Consider the following 16,179-nt stretch of genomic DNA (forward strand, 5'->3'; position numbering starts at 1 on the left):
TCAATCGAGGTAGTCGAGGAAGAAGGGGATGACGTCCTGGAGGAAGGCCACTTCCTCCTGCGCGATGCTGCGCGGCTCCACGTCGAAATGGATGAAGGTGCCCCAAGGCGATCCGTCCTCGCGCCTCAGCAGCTGGCCATGGTAGGACTCGACGAGGCCGTCGTAGGGGCTCACCAGGCTCGGGTCCTGGGAGGCATGGTGGACGGTGAACTCGCCCTCGCGGATCGCGAACTGGCAGAAGCTTCTGTCCAGCGGCACGGCCTTGAGCCAGCTGCGGTATTCGGCATTGCGGTCGAAGACATGGACGGCCTCCATGGTCTCGCCGATGAGCTTGTGGATCGCCGTGTAGCGATACGGCGTCCTGTCGTTGAGCAAGGCCAGCGCGGAACGGATCCCACGGTTGGCAAGAACGTTGCGAACCGCCGCCGCCTGGGCGGGCAAGTCGATCTCGTGCATGAGGACCTTGGGGTAGGCGAGGGGAAGCCCGGGAGTGAATCGTTGACGGAAATTCTAGGAAGGCTTGCCACCGCTACCTGACTTCGATGGCAATCTCCCTGGCCGGGTGGGGCGATTGCCCGCTGCCATCGTCAGGTCATGTGCACGCGCTGATCCGGCAGCGCTCGAACGACGAGGACCCTGAGGACGAAAGGCCTATATGCCCGGCAACCGAGCCACGCCCTCAATGCATCGGCGACTTGCTGAACATCCCGTGCGGCTGGGCGCGCATCAGCTCGTGGAACTGATCGTGCGACATCCGCAGCAACTGCTCGTGGTCGCCGACCTCCATGTAGACGACCTCGTTGCTTTCCAGCTCGTCATCCACGATCGTCGGGATGCCCCAGGCCATGCCCACGGGCGGCACAGCGCCGCGCTCGCAGTCCTCGAACAGCGAGGCGATGCGATCCTCGTCCGCCAGGCGGAGCCGGTAGCGGCCCGCGAGGCGGGAGAACTCGCCCACCATGAGGACCCTGTCGGCCGGCAGCACGGCCATCACGCAGCCCTCGTCGTCCTGCAGGATGACCGACTTCGCCAACTGGCTCGGGGGCACGTGGGCACTGCGCGCCGTCTCCGCGCTGCTGCGGCTGTGCTCGTGCGTCCAGATCTCGTAACCCGTGCCGCGCTCCTCGAGGTAGCGGGTCAGATGCGAAGGGATGGACATGGCATCTCCTTGTGCGAAGTGGACGACCCGGTCCGACGCGGACCGGGTCCTCCCGGCAGTTTGCGCCGCAGACCTGCCGATCGCAAGGGCTGCGTGGGCCGGCGCCGCAGCGCGTTGGCGGCGGTCAGGCCGAGGCAGCAAGCTCGGAAGCGAAATCGCGATAGGAGCGCAGCGGGCGCCCCAGAAGCGTCGTCAGGCGCTCGATGTCACCGGCGTCCGGGATCATTCCTTCCGACAGGAATCGTTCGCTCATGAGGCGCATGTCGTACGCCATCCAGCTCGGCATGAAGTTCAGGAGGCTCTTCTCGAAGGCAGCGCTGTCGTCGCCGCCGTAGACGATCGGGCGTCCCAACGCGGCCGACCAGATGCCGGCGACGTCTGCTCCCGTCAGCGTGTCGGGGCCCACCAGATTGATCCGATTCAGTGGCAGCGCTCCGGGCGCTCGCTCACGGCGCAGCAGTTCGATGGCGGCAATTTCTGCGATGTCGCGTGCGTCGATCATGGCGAGCCCCTTGCCGCCGATCGGCATCGGATACACGCCGTGGCCGAGAACGACATCCTTGATGGTGAGCTCGTTCTGCATGGAGTAGGCCGGCCGCAGGATGGTGGCGCCGAAGCCCATCTGCTCGAGCATCCGCTCGACCCCGAACTTGCCCGCGAAGTGCGGGACGTTCAGGTACCTGTCGCTATGGATCACGGACAGATAGACGATCCGCTCGATCCCCGCATCGCGTGCCAGGTTGAGCGTGACAAGGGCCTGCGTGAACTCGTCGGGGACCACGCCGTTGAGCATGAACAGTGTGGAAACGCCGGCCAGGGCGCGGCGCAGCGCCTCCACGTCCAGCAGGTCGCCCTGCACGACCTCGACACCTGCCGGGAAGGTGGTTTTCGACGGATTGCGAACGAGCGCGCGGACAGTGGCTCCGCGATCAGTGAGTTGCTGGACGACTTGGCGGCCGACAGTGCCGCTTGCGCCGGTGATGAGGATGGTCATGGGAAAACTCCGGTTTCGTTGGGGAAGCCCGCATCTTCATCGTTCCACCATCGGTCCACTAGACCTTATATTTAGACACTTCGGCTCAAAATTGGAACAGATGGATCTGCTCGCTCTGGCTGACTTCAACCTCGTCGCACGGCATGGCGGGTTCGGGCGCGCGGCCCGCGAAACGGGTCGTCCCAAGGCGACGCTGTCCCGCCGGGTCGCAGACCTTGAAAGCGGGCTCAACCTGCGTCTGTTCGAGCGGGGAGCGCGGGCCCTGAAGCTCACTGAGGAAGGACGCGCGCTCTACGAGAGGACCGCTGTGTTGCTGACCGAACTCGACGAGACGGCGGCGGCGATCGCGTCTGGCGGCGACACGCCGCGAGGCAGCTTGCGGGTGAGTGCGCCACTGCTTTTCTCGCAGGCCGCGATGGGAAAACTCGCGGCCCGATTTGCACTCAGGCATCGCGAGATCCGGCTGGAGGTCACCAGTGAAGACCGGGCCGTCGATATGGTGGAAGAGGGCTACGACCTGGTGATCCGAGTGAACCCGGACCCTGATGCGCGATTGGTAGGAAGGATCTTCATGAGAGATCGGCTCGTTATGGTTGCGAGCCCGAGCCTCCCGCGACCGGCAGGCAAGTCGCCTGTGCCGGCCGTGGTGCGAGGAGCGGGGGCGGGTGGTCAGACAGCATCATGGGAATTGACCGGACCATCCGGCAAGAAGCGCATCGCCGTGCAACCGGTGTTGCACTTGTCCTCGTTGTTCATGGTGCGTGACGCTGTCCGAGCAGGCGTCGGGGCTGCACGCCTGCCCCTGTCTCTCGTGACGCCGGACCTGGTCGCAGGAAAGTTGGTGCATTGGGGTGATGTCGACGGGCCTGAAATTGCACTGTGGGCGTTGTATCCGTCTCGCAGGTTGCTGAGCACGCGCGTTTCAACCTTCATGGATTTCTTGAAGGAAGCCTTTCCAACGGGATCACCTGGTGAACTGGCGTCCTTTATCGATTGAAAGATCAGGCTACGAACTTGCAGAGTGATGCCACCGTGCGCGTGTCCATGTTGCGCCCGCGGTTCAGGTGGTCGTCGATTTCGGCGGCGCATCCCAGCATGCGCGGGTACAGGAAGATCGTGAATGCAGCAGTTTCGAGCTCGCGCTCGCCGATCTCGCCGGACTGCAGCGGCTTCCACAGCATCTTGAGCAGCAGCGCGGCGATCACCGCGTCCACGTTCACGCAATAGACATTGCGCGAGACGCCGGCATCGAAGAGCTGCTGCACCAGCGCGCGGTAGAAATCGTGGAAGACGTTGTGGTCGCCGCGCGCCTCGCGCAGCTTCGCGATGAAGACCTCGCGCGGGTCGACGTTGACCGGCTTGTCCTTGAAGACCGGGTGGTTCACGCCCGGCAGCTTGGCGATGTCCAGGCTGCCCGCGCTCTTCTTCCGGGTCTTGTACTGCGCATACTGGTCCACCGCCTTCGCGGCCAGGGCCTGGAGATCGACGCCGTGGTCCGGGGCGCCCGGATCCTCGAGGCCGCTGCCCTTGAACTGCTCGATCAGGAAGGCGATGCCCTCGTAGCCGTTGCCGCCGTGCGCATAGCCGGTGTGCGTGAGGAAGCCGATCAGCGCCTTGTTGAGCTGCACCCGCTCGGGCTGCTCGGGCCCGTCCGCCGACACGGCGCCCTTGGCGCCCTGGGCCGAGATCGCGCCGGGGCCGTTGGTCAGCAGCAGGCCGACCAGGGTCTGGAAGGCAAACAGGTCGGCCTCGCCCGGCGTGCGGCCGAGGAGGGCGGCGAACGCGATCTCGCCGAGGCTCGCGCTCTCCAGCAACTGCTGCTGCGCGATGCCGCAGAAGCGGCCTTCCTCGTGCCGCGCGGCATCCGCCGAGGCGCCGATCAGCGTGCCGAAGAGCTGCAGCCACCAGGGGAAGTTCTGCGCCGTCAGCAGAGAGATGCGTTTGCGCGACAGCGGCCCCCAGGCCAAAGTGGCCGAGATCGCGGCCAGCACCGCTGCCTCGGTCGGGTGGCCGGGGAGGCTCTGCAGCCAGCGCAGGAACACCGAGCGCCCGCCGCGCGCCTGCACGCCGGCCTGTAGGACCTGGGCGCGGACGTCGGGCGTGTCGCTCGTGAGCGCTGGCGCACCCGCCATGTCGATCTGCGCGATGTCGAAGCTGTCGCTGAGCGAGGCGCCGAACTCGTTGCCGAGGCCCGCGGCATGGAAGCGTTCGAGCATGAAGCCCAGCGCCTCGCGCGCCGCCTGCTGGCGCTTCGGTCCGACGATGGCTGCCGCCGCCGCCAGCACCGAGTTCGGCGCATTGCCCGCCTCGCGGCTGGCTTGTGCCGCAGCGAGCTCGGGGCGCCCGTGCAGGTTGACATGGGCCGCGATGGCGGGCGCGATCAGCCGGCGGTCGTTCTCGCCGCCGGCGTCGTGCAGCAGCGCGAGCGCCACGTTGGATTCGAGCGCCAGGGTGGCCGCGTCCAGCATGCTGGTGCCGTGCAGGCTGCTGACCTGCGTCTTCGCATCCATCTGGGAGGCGCCGGAGGCGTCCTTCATGGCCTGGCGCGGCACCACGCCGCCGATCTGCGTGTTGAGCAGCGCCACCTGCTCGTTGTAGGGCGCGAGCGCCTCCACCACCTGCGGACGCAGCTCTTGCGGCAGGTCCAGGCCCTCATCGGAGCCGAACCAGGGCTTGAGGGCCAGCGTGCCTTCGGGCGCGAAATCGGGCAGGCTCGCGTTGGCGCGCATCACCGCCGTGAGCGCGGCCGGGATGTGGGCGATGTTGGTCACCAGCGCGCCCTTGGCCGAGAACACCGGGTTGTCGGGCGTGAAGATCGCGTCGACGCCGAACTTCTCCATGAACCAGCGTTCCTTGGCCAGTGCATCGTCCGAGCCGCCGGCCATCGCGCCGGCATGGCCGACCGCGCGCGTGAGCTTGCTCTTCCAGCGCCCGACCACGCAGGCGACGACCGGCTTGGTGAACTTCGCGTCCAGCTCGTAGTAGCCGCCCGGCTCGCAATACAGCACCGCGGCCTTGCTGCGCGCGTCGTTGGCCAGGGCGAAGGCGAACTCGGGCGCGGCGTAGTGGATATAGACGTCCTTGCCCGAGGAGATCACGGTGGTGGTGCCCCAGCCCGCCATGCGCAGGTACTGCGCGATGGTGGTGGAGAAGCCGCCCGAGTTCGAGAAGATCGCGATCGAGCCCGGTCGCAGCGAGTCGCCGGGCTTGTCGCCGCCCAGGGCGCCGCCGATGCGCACCTGGTTCCACGAGTCGGCCACTCCCAGGCCGTTGGCGCCGAAGATGTCGATGCCGTTCTGCTGACCCATGGCGCGAATCTCGCGTGCGTCGTGCACGGCAATCTTCTCGGTGATGATGAAGATCTTGCGCAGCTCCGGGTTCACGCGGATCAGTTCGGCCACGCCGTCGCGCGCCGCCGAGGGCGGCAGGTACACCACGCCGCAGTTGAAGCGGTGGCCCGCCGCCAGCCCGTCGCGCACGTTGTTGAAGACCGGGATCTCGCCGATCGGCGTTTCCAGCACCGCGCCGCCCTTGCCGGGCGCGGTGCCGAAGACCACGTTGCCGCCCGAGTAGGCATGGCTCACCGGCGTCACCTCGCTCGATTCGCCGCCCAGGATGTTGAGCACGCAGACGCGGTCCTCGCGCGAGGCGACCTGCGTGAGCGAGCTGATGCCGACGTGGTACTTGAAGTCGCCCACGCCTGTCTTCTGCCAGCTGGATTGCATGATGTTGTCCTCCCTTTTCAAGCGGCCGTCGCGGCCTGGATGCCCAGGCGTGCCGCGACCTGCTCGCGCCCGCCGTCCTTCATCCACGCGTTGACCTTGCGGGCGAACTGGATCACCTCGCTCATGTCGGAGTCGAAGCCGAAGAGCCGGTAGGGCAGGCCCAGCGCATCGCAGGTGTCGCGCAGGGCGCCCATGCCGCGCACGAGGTTCGGCCCGCCGCGGCCCAGTACGACGTAGAGCGGCGTGGGCCCATGCTGGCTGAAGTGCTCGCGCAGCGCGTCGGCCATGGCGCGCAGGGTCTCGAAGATGTCGGTGTTGTTGCTCTTGCCGCCGATGATGAAGAGCACGTTGGCCTGCTTCAGCCAGTGCCTGAAGCAGATGCGCGCCACCTCCTTCATCTTCTCGTAGGGCGGGTTGCCGCCGAAGTCGGAGCTGATGATCGCATCGTCGCCCAGCATCTCGGTCACGAGCGAGTTGGCACCGCCGCCGAAGGTGGGAGCGAGCACCGTGCCGTTCTCGTTGATCACGTAGACGTCGCTCTGGCCCTGGTGCGTGCGCAGGGTGTTGATCTCCTGCTCGAAGTCGGAGTAGTCGGCCGCGAACAGGTGGGGCGGCAGGCCCAGGCGCAGCCAGCGCGGGTCGTCGCGGTCGAAGCCGCACTTAAAGTCGCAGGCCACCGGGGTGAGCCGGCCCTTCTTGTCCTCGCGCATGCGGATCGGGTTGAGCTCCAGCGTGGTCATGCCGAAGTCGTGGAACAGCTCCCACAGCTTGGGCAGCTGCTGGACCAGCGGCGAGATGATTTCCTTCGGCGCGCCGATCTCGGTCAGCGCATTGGCCACCACGAAGGCCTTCAGGCCGGTGAGCGGGTCGAAGGGCACCGTCGCGACCTGGCTCTTGTCGAGCTCCTCGATGTCCATGCCGCCCATGTGCGTGAGCGTCATGGTCGGCGCGCGGAAGCGGGTGGAGTCGCTGATGGAAAAGTAGACCTCGTGCTTGGCCGGCACGCCCGCCTCGAACGTCACCCCGTTGGCCTTGGCCTTGACATGGCCGACCGTGTGCTCGGCGAAGTAAAGGCGCTCCTTCTCGGCCAGCGCGGTCTTCAGGTCGCTGGCGCGGCCCAGCAGGCCGGCCTTGCCCTTCTTGCCGATGCCGCCCTTGAAGACGGGCTTGACGAAGACGAGGCCATATTTGTCGATCAGCGCCTTGATTTCCTCTTCGCTGGCCGCGGGGCCCGGCACCTCGGTGGCCGGAAAGCCCGCGAAGTGCAGCAGGCGTGCGCCGTGCAACATGCCGGTGATCTGCATGGTCGATGTCTCCTGTGGTGCGCGAACTGCGCCGTGGGCTGCCCGCGTCTCGGGAGGCCTCGGAGAAATCGTAGGAATCGAAGCTGTCGATCCGCCGTCAGTGCGGTGAGGGTAAGTACGGGTAGCGGGAGTACCTGGTGGCCCGCTGCTAGTCCTTGTAGCTGGGGTCGATGCGGTCGAGCTTGCGGATCAGCGCGGGCCAGGCGAAGGCGCCGCCCAGGCCACCGGTCTGCACCTTCAGCGCCTGGCCTACGCCGTCGATGATGCGCGGATCCACACGGGTGAGCTCGCCGCCGCCCGCTTGTGCGGCGATCTGGATCTGGCAGGTGTTCTCGAAGATGTACATCGAGAGGAAGGCGTCGGGGATGGTCCTGCCCACGGTCAGGAGGCCGTGGTTGCGCAGCATCAGGAAGTTGGCCTCGCCCATGTCGGCCTGCAGCCGCGGCCTCTCGTCGTCACGGAAGGCCACGCCCTCGTAGTCGTGATAGGCCAGCGAGGCCAGCACGAAGGTGGACTGCTGGCTGATCGGCAGCACGCCGTTCCTTTGCGCGCTGACGGCGATACCGGCACGCGTGTGGGTGTGCAGCACGCACTGGATGTCCGGCCGCGCCGCATGCACCGCGCTGTGGATCACGAAGCCGGCGGGATTGACGGGGTGGGGCGAGGTGATCACCTTGTTGCAGTCCTGGTCCACCTTGATCAGGCTGGAGGCGGTGATCTCATCGAACATCAGCCCGTAGGGATTGATCAGGAAATGGTGCTCGGGCCCCGGCACGCGCGCGCTGATGTGGGTGAAGACGAGGTCGCTCCAGCCGTGGAGGGCGACGAGCCGGTAGCAGGCCGCGAGGTCCACGCGCAGCTGCCATTCCTCGGCCGAGACGAGCTTCTGGATTTCGGAATGCGTGGTGGTGTTCATGGCGGTGCGCGGCGCTCTGCGTTCGGATGGCTGATTCTCAGGAAACCGCGGCCGGTTTCAACCGGGAAAACGCCGGTGCTCAATCCGGGTGGTGCCTCAACCGCGATGCCAGCCCGAGTGTCGCCATGCCGACCACGGCGAAGGCTATGGCGACCATCGCCCAGTCGTCGCCGTGCAGCGGCCGAAGGTTCAACAATCGACTGGCCACCGGGATCTGGACGAGCATGCCGAGCGATGCGAGCGTGCCGACGACGAGCCAGCGCGCGGTGGCCTGGCGCAGCTTCGTCAGGCCGGTCGTGATGCCGGCGCTGGCCGCCAGCAATACAGTCAGGGCCATCGCGCGGGCGTGCTCGACGTCCTGGTCAGCGCCCAGCGCGTGGAGGTAGCTCCAGACCACGGCCACGCTCATGAGCCCGCCGACCAGGCCGATGCCCAGCCAGCCTTCGGTCGAGAAGAAGCGCGCACGTCGACGGCGCCGCACCGGAGCGAGCGGCCCCAGGCCCGGGAGATCCTGGAATGCCAGCATGGCCGTCGGATGGATGACGAGTTCCAGCCACACGATGTGGATCGGCAGGAACAGCAAGGGCAGGCCCATCAGCGGGATCGCGGCGGCCCCGATCACGAGCGGCAGGTGCACCAGGAGCAGGTAGGCGAAGGCGAGCCGCAGGTTCTGGAAGAGCTGGCGGCCTTCGGCCACGGCATCGACGATGGTCCTGAAGTTGTCGTCGAGCAGGACCACCGGCGCCACCTCGCGGGCGCTGCGCGTGCCGCGCTCGCCCATGGCCACGCCGACGTCGGCCAGGCGCAGCGCCGGTACATCGTTGACGCCGTCGCCCGTGACGGCGACGAGTTCACCCTCGGCTTGGAGCGCCTGCACCAGCGCGAGCTTTTGCGCGGGTGTGGCGCGCGCCACCACATGCGCGCCGCCATTGGCGCCGAGCACTGCACCGGCATCGTCCCCGGGTGCAAGAACGACGACCTTCGGCTCTGCGCCGCCGAGCCCGATCTCGCGCGCAATCGCCGCGGCCGTGGCCGGATGGTCCCCGGTGACCATGATGACGCGCATGCCCGCGGCCATGCAGTCGGCCATGGCCTCGCGCACGCCGTCGCGCACCGGGTCCTCGAAGGCCAGCAGGCCCGTGAACGCGAAGCCCGCCTCGGGCTCGACGCCGGTGGGCATCCCGGCAGGCATCTCACGCCGGGCGCACGCAATGACCTTGTGCCCGCTGCGTGCGTACGCCTCGACGCGAGCGAGCCATTTGGCTCGTTCCGGCTGGGACAACTCACAGGTGGCCAACACGGTCTCCGGAGCGCCCTTGGTGAAGGCCGTTGGATCGCCGGCGGCCAGGCGCCAGATGACCGTCTCGCGGCGTCGGGCTTCGGTGAATGGGAAGTCAGCCACCCTGGCCGCCTGCGGCAGTTGCCCCGCCGCCGCATGCAGGGCCTGGTCGAGCGGATCGCCGCTGTCGGGCCTTGCGGCGAAGGTAGCCACCTGCAGCACCGAAGCCTCGTCCTCGCCGTCGGCCGGGGCCCGGTGTGCCAACACCAGCGAGCCCGCGGTGATCGTCCCAGTCTTGTCCGACACGATGCAGGTGACGCGGCCGATGTTCTCCACCGCAACCGCGCGCCGCACCAGGGCCTTCTTGCGAGCCAAGCGGTAAACCCCGACGCCGAGAAAAAATGTGTAGACGACCGGGAACTCCTCGGGCAGCGCGGCCACGGCCAGCGTCACAGCGCTCAGGAGTGCATCGATCCACCCGTGGCCGTGCCACAGCCTGATCGCGGCAAGGACGATGCACATCACGACCGCCATGCCGAGCAGCACGGCGACGAGTTCGCCAATGGCCCTCTGCAGGGGGGTCGGGGCGTGGCTGCCCTCGGTGGCGGAACGGACGATCTCGCCATAGCGCGTCTCGCTGCCGATGCAGACGATGCGCAGCCAGGCCTTGCCGGTCAGCAGGCGTGTGCCCGCGGTGCCCCAGTGCTCCTCGGACGCGCTTGCAGGCAGTGGCGCGGCAGGCTCGATGGTTTGCTTGGCCACCGGCAACGACTCGCCGGTCAGAGTCGATTCGTCCACCTGAAGGCCGTTGCCGGAAACCAGCAGGCCATCGGCCGGGAAGTACTCGCCCGGCGCCACCTCGACCAAGTCGCCCGGAACCAACTCCCGCGCCGGGATGGCCTGCCACTGCCCGTCGCGCAGCACCCGTGCCGAACTGGCCAGCCGACTCGCCAGCCCTGCGGAGGAAGCATTCGTGCGTCGATGCAGATACGCGTCCATGCCCAGTAGCGGCGCCATCGCGACCAGCAGCGTCAGCGACTCGGTGACTTGCCCCAGCAGGCCGAACAGGCCCGCCGTCAGCACCAGGAACCACAGCATGGGGTCGCGCGCCGTGTCGCGCGCGACCACGAGCCAACCGCTGGCGGCTTGCTCCACGATGTCGTTGAAGCCGTGACTGCGTTGCACCTCGACCTGCGCCGCGCCCAGGCCCGCTGCATTCGGGCCCAAGGCGGGCAGTCTGTCGAGAGGGACATGGCGCTGGCTCATGGTGATTCAGTCTGGCAGGCGCTCGACGCGCTGGCCTGACGCCTCTGCGCCATGGTGCATTGCAGCGATGCAAGTCATGACAAAGCGCCTAGCGGCGATGAATGCTCTAGGCGTATTCTCGGGTGAACATTCATCGTGGGCCAAAGACATGCGGTCACCAGCAGAGGCGCGCAGGAGACATCAACGGTGGTTTGCCTGGATGTCCGTGCTCGCGACCCTCTCACTGTCCTGCCTGGTCGCGATCGAGATCGTCTTTCCACCTCCGCCCTTGTCCCCGCCGCCGGAGCGCTCACTCCTTGATCTTCTCGAATTCGATCTGCCCGACCCACAGTTGCTGATCGTCGTCACGATGCTGGTCGTGGACCTCGCCTCGTTCGCCGGCCTGATCATCACGACGCTGCTGGACTGGGTGGGAACTCGCCATCGACAGCGCCAGCGCTCCGCGTAGCGGACAACGCGCAGCCAACATCAAGGCGGAGCAGGGCGTTGGCACGCTGCTGCGCGACCCACGCACCCAGGCGGCCCGAATGGCCGCCGAACATGCTGTCCTCTGTGAACTTCCTCGTGTGCGCGCGTCGCGAGAGCAGCTTGTCCATGTCGAAGCCTTCTTCAGCGCGGGCTTCGGATAGGCAGTGAACTACCGCTCGCTATTCGCTCGCAGCCGAGTACCTCGAGTCCATCCGGGGGAGAGTAGCCCGATCGCGTCCACGTCACGGCGAGCAGTTGGGCTCACCGCCGCGGAGCCGGTGCAATGCGATTTAACATAATGCACATTGTATTTTTTGAGCCGATGAGACAACCACGGGGCAAGCGGGCTTCGCTCACCATTTCCCATCGCTCGGCCGCTTGTTCGCCCGGGCCGCGGTACTCAACAGCCGCACCGCATCCGGCCGATTGGCGCGCTGGGCAAAGTCCAGGGCCGTCATGCCGAGCTGGTTCTTCATCGCCGTATCCGCGCCCTCGTCGAGCAGCAGCTGGACCGCGGCGCTGGAGCCGTACATCGCGGCCATCATCAGCGGCGTGCTGCCGTTGGGCGACTGCGCGTCGATGAAGGCGTAGTGCTCCAGCAGCTGCTTCATGATCGCCACGTGCCCGCCGGTGGCCGCGTAGTGCAACGGAGCCCAGCCAGGCTTGTTGACGTCGGCGTCGCGTGCGATCAGCCGCGTCACCAGGTCCTGCTGCCCCTTGAGCGCGGCCAGCATCAGCGGGCTTTCGTCCTTCGCGTTGCGCAGCTCCACATCGGTCTTGGGTGAGTCCAGCAGCACCTGGATGACCTTGGGCGACGGCTCGCGCATGGCGATCAGCAGGCCGGTCTGGCCTTGCTCATCGCGCGTGTTGGGGTCGAAGCCGCGGTTCAGCAAATCGGCAATGCCGCCGGCGTTGTCGCTGCGCACCGCCCGGAAAAAATCGTCGAACGAGCCCGCATGCAGCGAAAAAGACGCTGTAAAAACAGCAAGATAAACCGCTTTTTTAAAGTATTTCTTCATCTCTTGACGCCTGCGAACAGGGTCTCGAAGTTATGGCTGGTGACCTGGCCAATGGTCTCGACCGGCAGCTTGCGCAGTTCCGCGATCTGCCGCGCCACAAAAGGCACGTAGGAAGGATTGTTGGTCTTCCCGCGGTACGGCACGGGCGCCAGGTAGGGACTGTCGGTCTCGATCAGCATGCGGTCCAGCGGCACGAAGGCGGCCACGTCGCGCAAATCCTGCGCCTTCTTGAAGGTCAGGATGCCCGAGAAGGAAATGTAGAAACCCAGGTCCAGCGCGGCGCGCGCGACCTCGGCCGTCTCGGTGAAGCAATGGAACACGCCCCCGGCAGCCCTGCCAGCGCCATCCTCGCCCTCCTCCTTCAGGATCGCCAGCGTATCGGCGGAAGCCTCGCGGGTGTGAATGATCAGCGGCTTGCGCACCTGCTGGGCGGCGTGGATGTGCACCCGAAAACGGTCGCGCTGCCATCCCAGGTCGGCGATGCTGCGGCCGCCCTTTCGCTCTTCCATCTGGTAGTAGTCGAGGCCGGTCTCGCCAATCGCCACGACCTTGGGCAGCGCGGAACGAGCCACCAGATCCTCTACCGAAGGCTCGGCGATGTCCTCGTTGTCCGGATGGACGCCTACGCTGGCCCAAAAATTGTCAAAACCAGCCGCCAGGGCTTGCACCTCGGGGAATTCTTCCAGGGTCGTGCAGATGCACAGCGCACGGTCGACCTGCGCGGCGGCCATGGCCTCGCGGATCTGCGGCATCTGGCCGGCGAACTCGGGGAAGCTCAGGTGGCAATGGGAGTCGGTGAACATCGCAAGACTTCGGAAAACGGCGGCGCGACCGCAGCACCTGCGGTCTGCGCCATGCGGACGGACCTCAAATGGTCTGGGTCGGGCGGTCGGAGGCCGCGATGCCGCCGAGCGCCTCTTCGATGCGCGCCTTGAGCTGGCGCGACTTCTCGTCCGAGGGGAAACGGATGCCGACACCCGGCGCCCGGTTGCCGGCCGCGCGCGCTGGCGTGATCCAGGCCACCTTGCCGGCCACCGGGTAGCGCTGCGGGTCCTCGGGCAGCGTGAGCAGCACGTAGACGTCGTCGCCCAGGCGGTACTCGCGCGAGGTCGGGATGAAGATGCCGCCTTCGGCGAACAGCGGGATGTAGGCCGCATAGAGCGCACCCTTTTCCTTGATCGCGAGCTGAATGACGCTGGGGCGGGCGGGTGCGGCGGGGGTGGGGGTGGCTATTGTGTTCATGGGCGGCGGCTGGCGGAGTTTAGGGTGCTTCGTGCTTCGCTCACAAGCGCTTCGAGCATCAGGCCGGCATTGAAGGGATGTTCTGCGGTTTTTGCCGCACTGGCGAGCGACCGGGCCCATCGGGCCAGCGCGGCTTTCGGCGGCACGGCCGGCAGGTCGGCGGCTTCGAAGAAGCGCGGCGCGGCGCCACTGTCCACGGTCATGAGGTCGTGGCACAGCTTCTGCAGCGCGCTGATGGCCTGGGCCGGCGCGTGGTCGGCCAGGGCGCCAACGTCGCCGCGCAGCATGGCCTTGGGCAGCAGGCTCCAGGCCTTGGGCGACTGGCCCGAGGCGGCAAGCCGCAATGCATCACTGGGCCGGCCGCCGGCAGCGCGCAGCAGGGCGGCTGCGTCTGCAGCCGGGACGCCCTGCCCCACCAGCCATTCGCGCGCCTCGTCGTCACCGGGCCAGGGCAAGGTGAAGCCGAGGCAGCGGCTGCGGATGGTGGGCAGCAGCTGCCAGGCGGCCTCGCTGGCCAGCACGAAGCGCACGTCGCCGACCGGCTCCTCCAACGTCTTGAGCAAGGCGTTGGCGGTGATGGTGTTCATGCGCTCGGCCGGATAGACCAGCACGACCTTGCCGCGGCCGCGCGCGCTGGTGCGCTGGGCGAACCCAACCGCATCGCGCATCGCCTCGACGCGGATCTCGCGGCTGGGCTTGCGCTTCTTGTCGTCGATGTCGGCCTGGCTCTTCTCGTCGAGCGGCCAGCCCAGCTCCTGCATCGCCACCTCGGGCATCAGCACGCAGAGATCGGCATGGGTGCGCACCGCGATCGCGTGGCAGCTTGGGCAGTTGCCGCAGGCGCCCTGCCCGCCCGTTTCGTCCCGCTGCTCGCAGAGCCACGCAGCGGCCAGCGCCAGGCCCAGCTCGTACTGCCCCAGGCCCGAGGGCCCGTGCAGAAGCCAGGCGTGGCCGCGCTGCCGCAGCAGCTCGGCCAGCGGCTTGCGCAGCCAGGGCGACAGGGCGGGCTGGGTCATTGCACACCCTCCGCGCCACCGCTGCAGGCTGCCGTGCCATGAGCCTTCGGAGCGGCCGTGCGGCTCATGGCTTGCCGCCGGCCAGGCCGCGCTGGACCAAGGCCGCCTCGATCTGCTGCCACACCTGCTCACGCGGGCGGTTCGCGTCGATGCGCACGAAGCGCGACGCGGACGCGGCGCGCTCGGCATAGCCGGCCGCGACACGGCGGAAGAACTCCACCGGCTGCGATTCGAACTTGTCCGGCAGACGCGCGCCGGCCAGGCGCTCGGCGGCCGTCTCGGGCGGCAGGTCGAACCACAGCGTGAGCGTGGGCTGCAGCAGCACGGCATCGCGCCCCTGCACCCACTGCTCCAGAGTCGAGAGCACCGCCTTGTCGAAGCCGCGGCCCGCGCCCTGGTAGGCGAAGGTAGCGTCGGTGAAGCGGTCGCACAGCACTACATCGCCCCGCGCCAGCGCGGGCTCGATCACTTGCACGATGTGGTCGCGCCGCGCCGCGAACACCAGCAGCGACTCGGTGAGCGGGTCCATGGCTTGCGTGAGGACCATCGTGCGCAGCGTCTCGGCCAGCGGCGTGCCGCCCGGCTCGCGCGTGCGCGTGACCTGCCGCCCCTGGGCCTTGAACAGCGCCTCCAGCGCATCGATGTGGCTGGACTTGCCGGCGCCGTCGATGCCTTCGAGCGTGAGGAACAAGCCCGGCTGCGTCATCGCCCGCTCCGTGGTGCCGTGTCGGTGCCGCGCTGGTAGCGGTTCACCGCCCGGTTGTGCTCGTCGAGCGAACTGCTGAAATGGCTGGAGCCGTCGCCGCGGGAAACGAAGTACAGCGACTTGCTCTGCGCCGGCTGCACCGCAGCCAGCAGCGCGGCCTTGCCCGGCATGGCGATCGGCGTGGGTGGCAGGCCAGGCCGCAGGTAGGTGTTCCAGGGCGTGTCGGCCTGAAGGTCTTTCTTGCGCAGGTTGCCGTCGAAGCGCATGCCCAGACCGTAGATCACGGTGGGGTCGGTCTGCAGCGGCATGCCGGTGCGCAGCCGGTTGACGAACACGGCCGCGATCTCGGCCCGGTCCTTGGCCACGCCTGTCTCCTTCTCGACGATGCTGGCAAGGATCAGCGCCTCGTCGGACGTCTTGAGCGGCAGGTCGGACGCGCGCGCGGCCCAGGCGGCTTCCAGTTTCTTGTCCATGGCCCGCATCGCCCGCTGCAGCAGCGCGAGGTCGGTGGAACCCTTCGAATAGGTGTAGGTGTCGGGAAAGAAGCGGCCCTCGGGATGCACGCCGGGCTTGCCGAGCCGGGCCATGAGCTCCTCGTCGCTCTGGCCCAGGGTCTCGGGCTTCAGCTGCTCGGCCTTGGCGAGCGCGGCGCGAACCTGGCGGAAGCTCCAGCCCTCGACCAGCACGATGCTGCGCGTGGCCTCCTCGCCGCGCACCAGCATGTTGAGCAGAAGGCGCGGGGTGACGCCCTGCTCCAGCTCGTAGCTGCCGGCGCGGATCTGCCGGTCCTGGCCGGAGAAGCGGAACCAGCCGTAGAGCAGCTGCCATGGCACGCGCACGCCTGCATCGGCCACCGCCTGCGCGACGCCCCGCGGCGTGGTGCCCGGCTCGACCGACAGGTCCACCGTAGGCGCCGGCAGCTTCAGCGGATGCTGCACCCACCAGAGCCCTGCCGCGCCGGCGCCGAGAACGACGAAAGCGGCGAGGAGGAAGAGCGTGAGAAGGAAGCGGCGCACGGATGCGAATGAAACGGCGGACGAAAGGGAAAAGCGCGGTAGCCCTGCGGACCGAACGGAACGGAGCAG

Annotated in this window: 15 protein-coding genes; 2 read left to right on the plus strand and 13 right to left on the minus strand. The window is 67.6% G+C overall.

The features are described 5' to 3' along the window. The 3 genes from E5P3_RS15455 to E5P3_RS15465 all read right to left on the minus strand — a co-directional run bounded on the left by E5P3_RS15455 (position 1) and on the right by E5P3_RS15465 (position 2,153). Complete coding sequence (locus tag E5P3_RS15455; RefSeq protein WP_162586775.1) at positions 1 to 456, minus strand: hypothetical protein; 456 nt, start codon at positions 454 to 456, stop codon at positions 1 to 3. Positions 457 to 679: 223 nt separating this feature from the next. After that, positions 680 to 1,159, minus strand: a complete 480-nt coding sequence (locus tag E5P3_RS15460; protein ID WP_162586776.1) for an aminoacyl-tRNA deacylase — start codon at positions 1,157 to 1,159, stop codon at positions 680 to 682. Between the two features lie 124 nt (positions 1,160 to 1,283). Beyond that, positions 1,284 to 2,153: an SDR family oxidoreductase gene (locus E5P3_RS15465; protein WP_162586777.1), complete on the minus strand. Its 870-nt coding sequence runs from the start codon at positions 2,151 to 2,153 to the stop codon at positions 1,284 to 1,286. Between the two features lie 100 nt (positions 2,154 to 2,253). Between E5P3_RS15465 and E5P3_RS15470 the strand changes: the two genes are divergently transcribed. Beyond that, positions 2,254 to 3,150, plus strand: a complete 897-nt coding sequence (locus tag E5P3_RS15470; protein WP_162586778.1) for a LysR family transcriptional regulator — start codon at positions 2,254 to 2,256, stop codon at positions 3,148 to 3,150. A 4-nt stretch (positions 3,151 to 3,154) separates the two neighbouring features. On the opposite strand, the gene E5P3_RS15475 is transcribed toward E5P3_RS15470, so the two are convergent. The 4 genes from E5P3_RS15475 to E5P3_RS15490 form a co-directional block, all read right to left on the minus strand. Next, positions 3,155 to 5,878 (minus strand): CoA-binding protein, encoded by a 2,724-nt coding sequence (locus E5P3_RS15475; RefSeq protein ID WP_162586779.1) that lies wholly within the window; start codon positions 5,876 to 5,878, stop codon positions 3,155 to 3,157. Between the two features lie 17 nt (positions 5,879 to 5,895). Next, positions 5,896 to 7,182: an ATP citrate lyase citrate-binding domain-containing protein gene (locus E5P3_RS15480; protein ID WP_162586780.1), complete on the minus strand. Its 1,287-nt coding sequence runs from the start codon at positions 7,180 to 7,182 to the stop codon at positions 5,896 to 5,898. 148 nt (positions 7,183 to 7,330) lie between these two features. Continuing rightward, positions 7,331 to 8,098 (minus strand): class II aldolase/adducin family protein, encoded by a 768-nt coding sequence (locus E5P3_RS15485; RefSeq protein WP_162586781.1) that lies wholly within the window; start codon positions 8,096 to 8,098, stop codon positions 7,331 to 7,333. A 79-nt stretch (positions 8,099 to 8,177) separates the two neighbouring features. Next, positions 8,178 to 10,643: a cation-translocating P-type ATPase gene (locus E5P3_RS15490; RefSeq protein WP_162586782.1), complete on the minus strand. Its 2,466-nt coding sequence runs from the start codon at positions 10,641 to 10,643 to the stop codon at positions 8,178 to 8,180. 199 nt (positions 10,644 to 10,842) lie between these two features. On the opposite strand from E5P3_RS15490, the gene E5P3_RS15495 reads away from it, so the two are divergent. After that, positions 10,843 to 11,091, plus strand: a complete 249-nt coding sequence (locus E5P3_RS15495; protein ID WP_162586783.1) for a hypothetical protein — start codon at positions 10,843 to 10,845, stop codon at positions 11,089 to 11,091. Between the two features lie 373 nt (positions 11,092 to 11,464). Here E5P3_RS15495 and E5P3_RS15500 read toward each other — a convergent pair whose 3' ends face one another. The 6 genes from E5P3_RS15500 to mltG all read right to left on the minus strand — a co-directional run bounded on the left by E5P3_RS15500 (position 11,465) and on the right by mltG (position 16,110). After that, complete coding sequence (locus E5P3_RS15500; RefSeq protein ID WP_162586784.1) at positions 11,465 to 12,130, minus strand: ankyrin repeat domain-containing protein; 666 nt, start codon at positions 12,128 to 12,130, stop codon at positions 11,465 to 11,467. After that, positions 12,127 to 12,933 carry a TatD family hydrolase gene (locus E5P3_RS15505; protein WP_162586785.1) on the minus strand — a complete coding sequence of 269 codons (807 nt, stop codon included), beginning with the start codon at positions 12,931 to 12,933 and terminating at the stop codon, positions 12,127 to 12,129. Before E5P3_RS15505 ends, E5P3_RS15500 begins: the two co-directional genes overlap by 4 nt. Positions 12,934 to 12,997: 64 nt before the next feature. Next, positions 12,998 to 13,372, minus strand: a complete 375-nt coding sequence (locus E5P3_RS15510) for a PilZ domain-containing protein (protein WP_162586786.1) — start codon at positions 13,370 to 13,372, stop codon at positions 12,998 to 13,000. Next, complete coding sequence (locus tag E5P3_RS15515) at positions 13,369 to 14,388, minus strand: DNA polymerase III subunit delta' (protein ID WP_162586787.1); 1,020 nt, start codon at positions 14,386 to 14,388, stop codon at positions 13,369 to 13,371. The genes E5P3_RS15510 and E5P3_RS15515 overlap by 4 nt, the downstream gene beginning before the upstream one ends. A 64-nt stretch (positions 14,389 to 14,452) precedes the next feature. Continuing rightward, complete coding sequence (tmk, locus tag E5P3_RS15520; protein ID WP_162586788.1) at positions 14,453 to 15,094, minus strand: dTMP kinase; 642 nt, start codon at positions 15,092 to 15,094, stop codon at positions 14,453 to 14,455. Further along, complete coding sequence (gene mltG / locus E5P3_RS15525) at positions 15,091 to 16,110, minus strand: endolytic transglycosylase MltG (protein WP_162586789.1); 1,020 nt, start codon at positions 16,108 to 16,110, stop codon at positions 15,091 to 15,093. The genes tmk and mltG overlap by 4 nt, the downstream gene beginning before the upstream one ends. Between the last annotated feature and the right edge of the window lie 69 nt (positions 16,111 to 16,179).

Origin of the sequence: Variovorax sp. RA8, from assembly GCF_901827175.1 — a bacterium.
Classification (GTDB): Bacteria; Pseudomonadota; Gammaproteobacteria; order Burkholderiales; family Burkholderiaceae_C; genus Variovorax.

Bases quoted from the DNA above. Each gene is read 5' to 3' on its own strand.
- E5P3_RS15500 (WP_162586784.1), bottom strand. From the start codon at position 12,130: ATGAAGAAATACTTTAAAAAAGCGGTTTATCTTGCTGTTTTTACAGCG.
- E5P3_RS15455 (WP_162586775.1), bottom strand. From the start codon at position 456: ATGCACGAGATCGACTTGCCCGCCCAGGCGGCGGCGGTTCGCAACGTT.
- E5P3_RS15495 (WP_162586783.1), top strand. From the start codon at position 10,843: ATGTCCGTGCTCGCGACCCTCTCACTGTCCTGCCTGGTCGCGATCGAG.
- E5P3_RS15475 (WP_162586779.1), bottom strand. From the start codon at position 5,878: ATGCAATCCAGCTGGCAGAAGACAGGCGTGGGCGACTTCAAGTACCAC.
- E5P3_RS15515 (WP_162586787.1), bottom strand. From the start codon at position 14,388: ATGACCCAGCCCGCCCTGTCGCCCTGGCTGCGCAAGCCGCTGGCCGAG.
- tmk (WP_162586788.1), bottom strand. From the start codon at position 15,094: ATGACGCAGCCGGGCTTGTTCCTCACGCTCGAAGGCATCGACGGCGCC.
- E5P3_RS15510 (WP_162586786.1), bottom strand. From the start codon at position 13,372: ATGAACACAATAGCCACCCCCACCCCCGCCGCACCCGCCCGCCCCAGC.
- E5P3_RS15505 (WP_162586785.1), bottom strand. From the start codon at position 12,933: ATGTTCACCGACTCCCATTGCCACCTGAGCTTCCCCGAGTTCGCCGGC.
- E5P3_RS15460 (WP_162586776.1), bottom strand. From the start codon at position 1,159: ATGTCCATCCCTTCGCATCTGACCCGCTACCTCGAGGAGCGCGGCACG.
- E5P3_RS15480 (WP_162586780.1), bottom strand. From the start codon at position 7,182: ATGCAGATCACCGGCATGTTGCACGGCGCACGCCTGCTGCACTTCGCG.
- E5P3_RS15490 (WP_162586782.1), bottom strand. From the start codon at position 10,643: ATGAGCCAGCGCCATGTCCCTCTCGACAGACTGCCCGCCTTGGGCCCG.
- E5P3_RS15465 (WP_162586777.1), bottom strand. From the start codon at position 2,153: ATGACCATCCTCATCACCGGCGCAAGCGGCACTGTCGGCCGCCAAGTC.
- E5P3_RS15485 (WP_162586781.1), bottom strand. From the start codon at position 8,098: ATGAACACCACCACGCATTCCGAAATCCAGAAGCTCGTCTCGGCCGAG.
- E5P3_RS15470 (WP_162586778.1), top strand. From the start codon at position 2,254: ATGGATCTGCTCGCTCTGGCTGACTTCAACCTCGTCGCACGGCATGGC.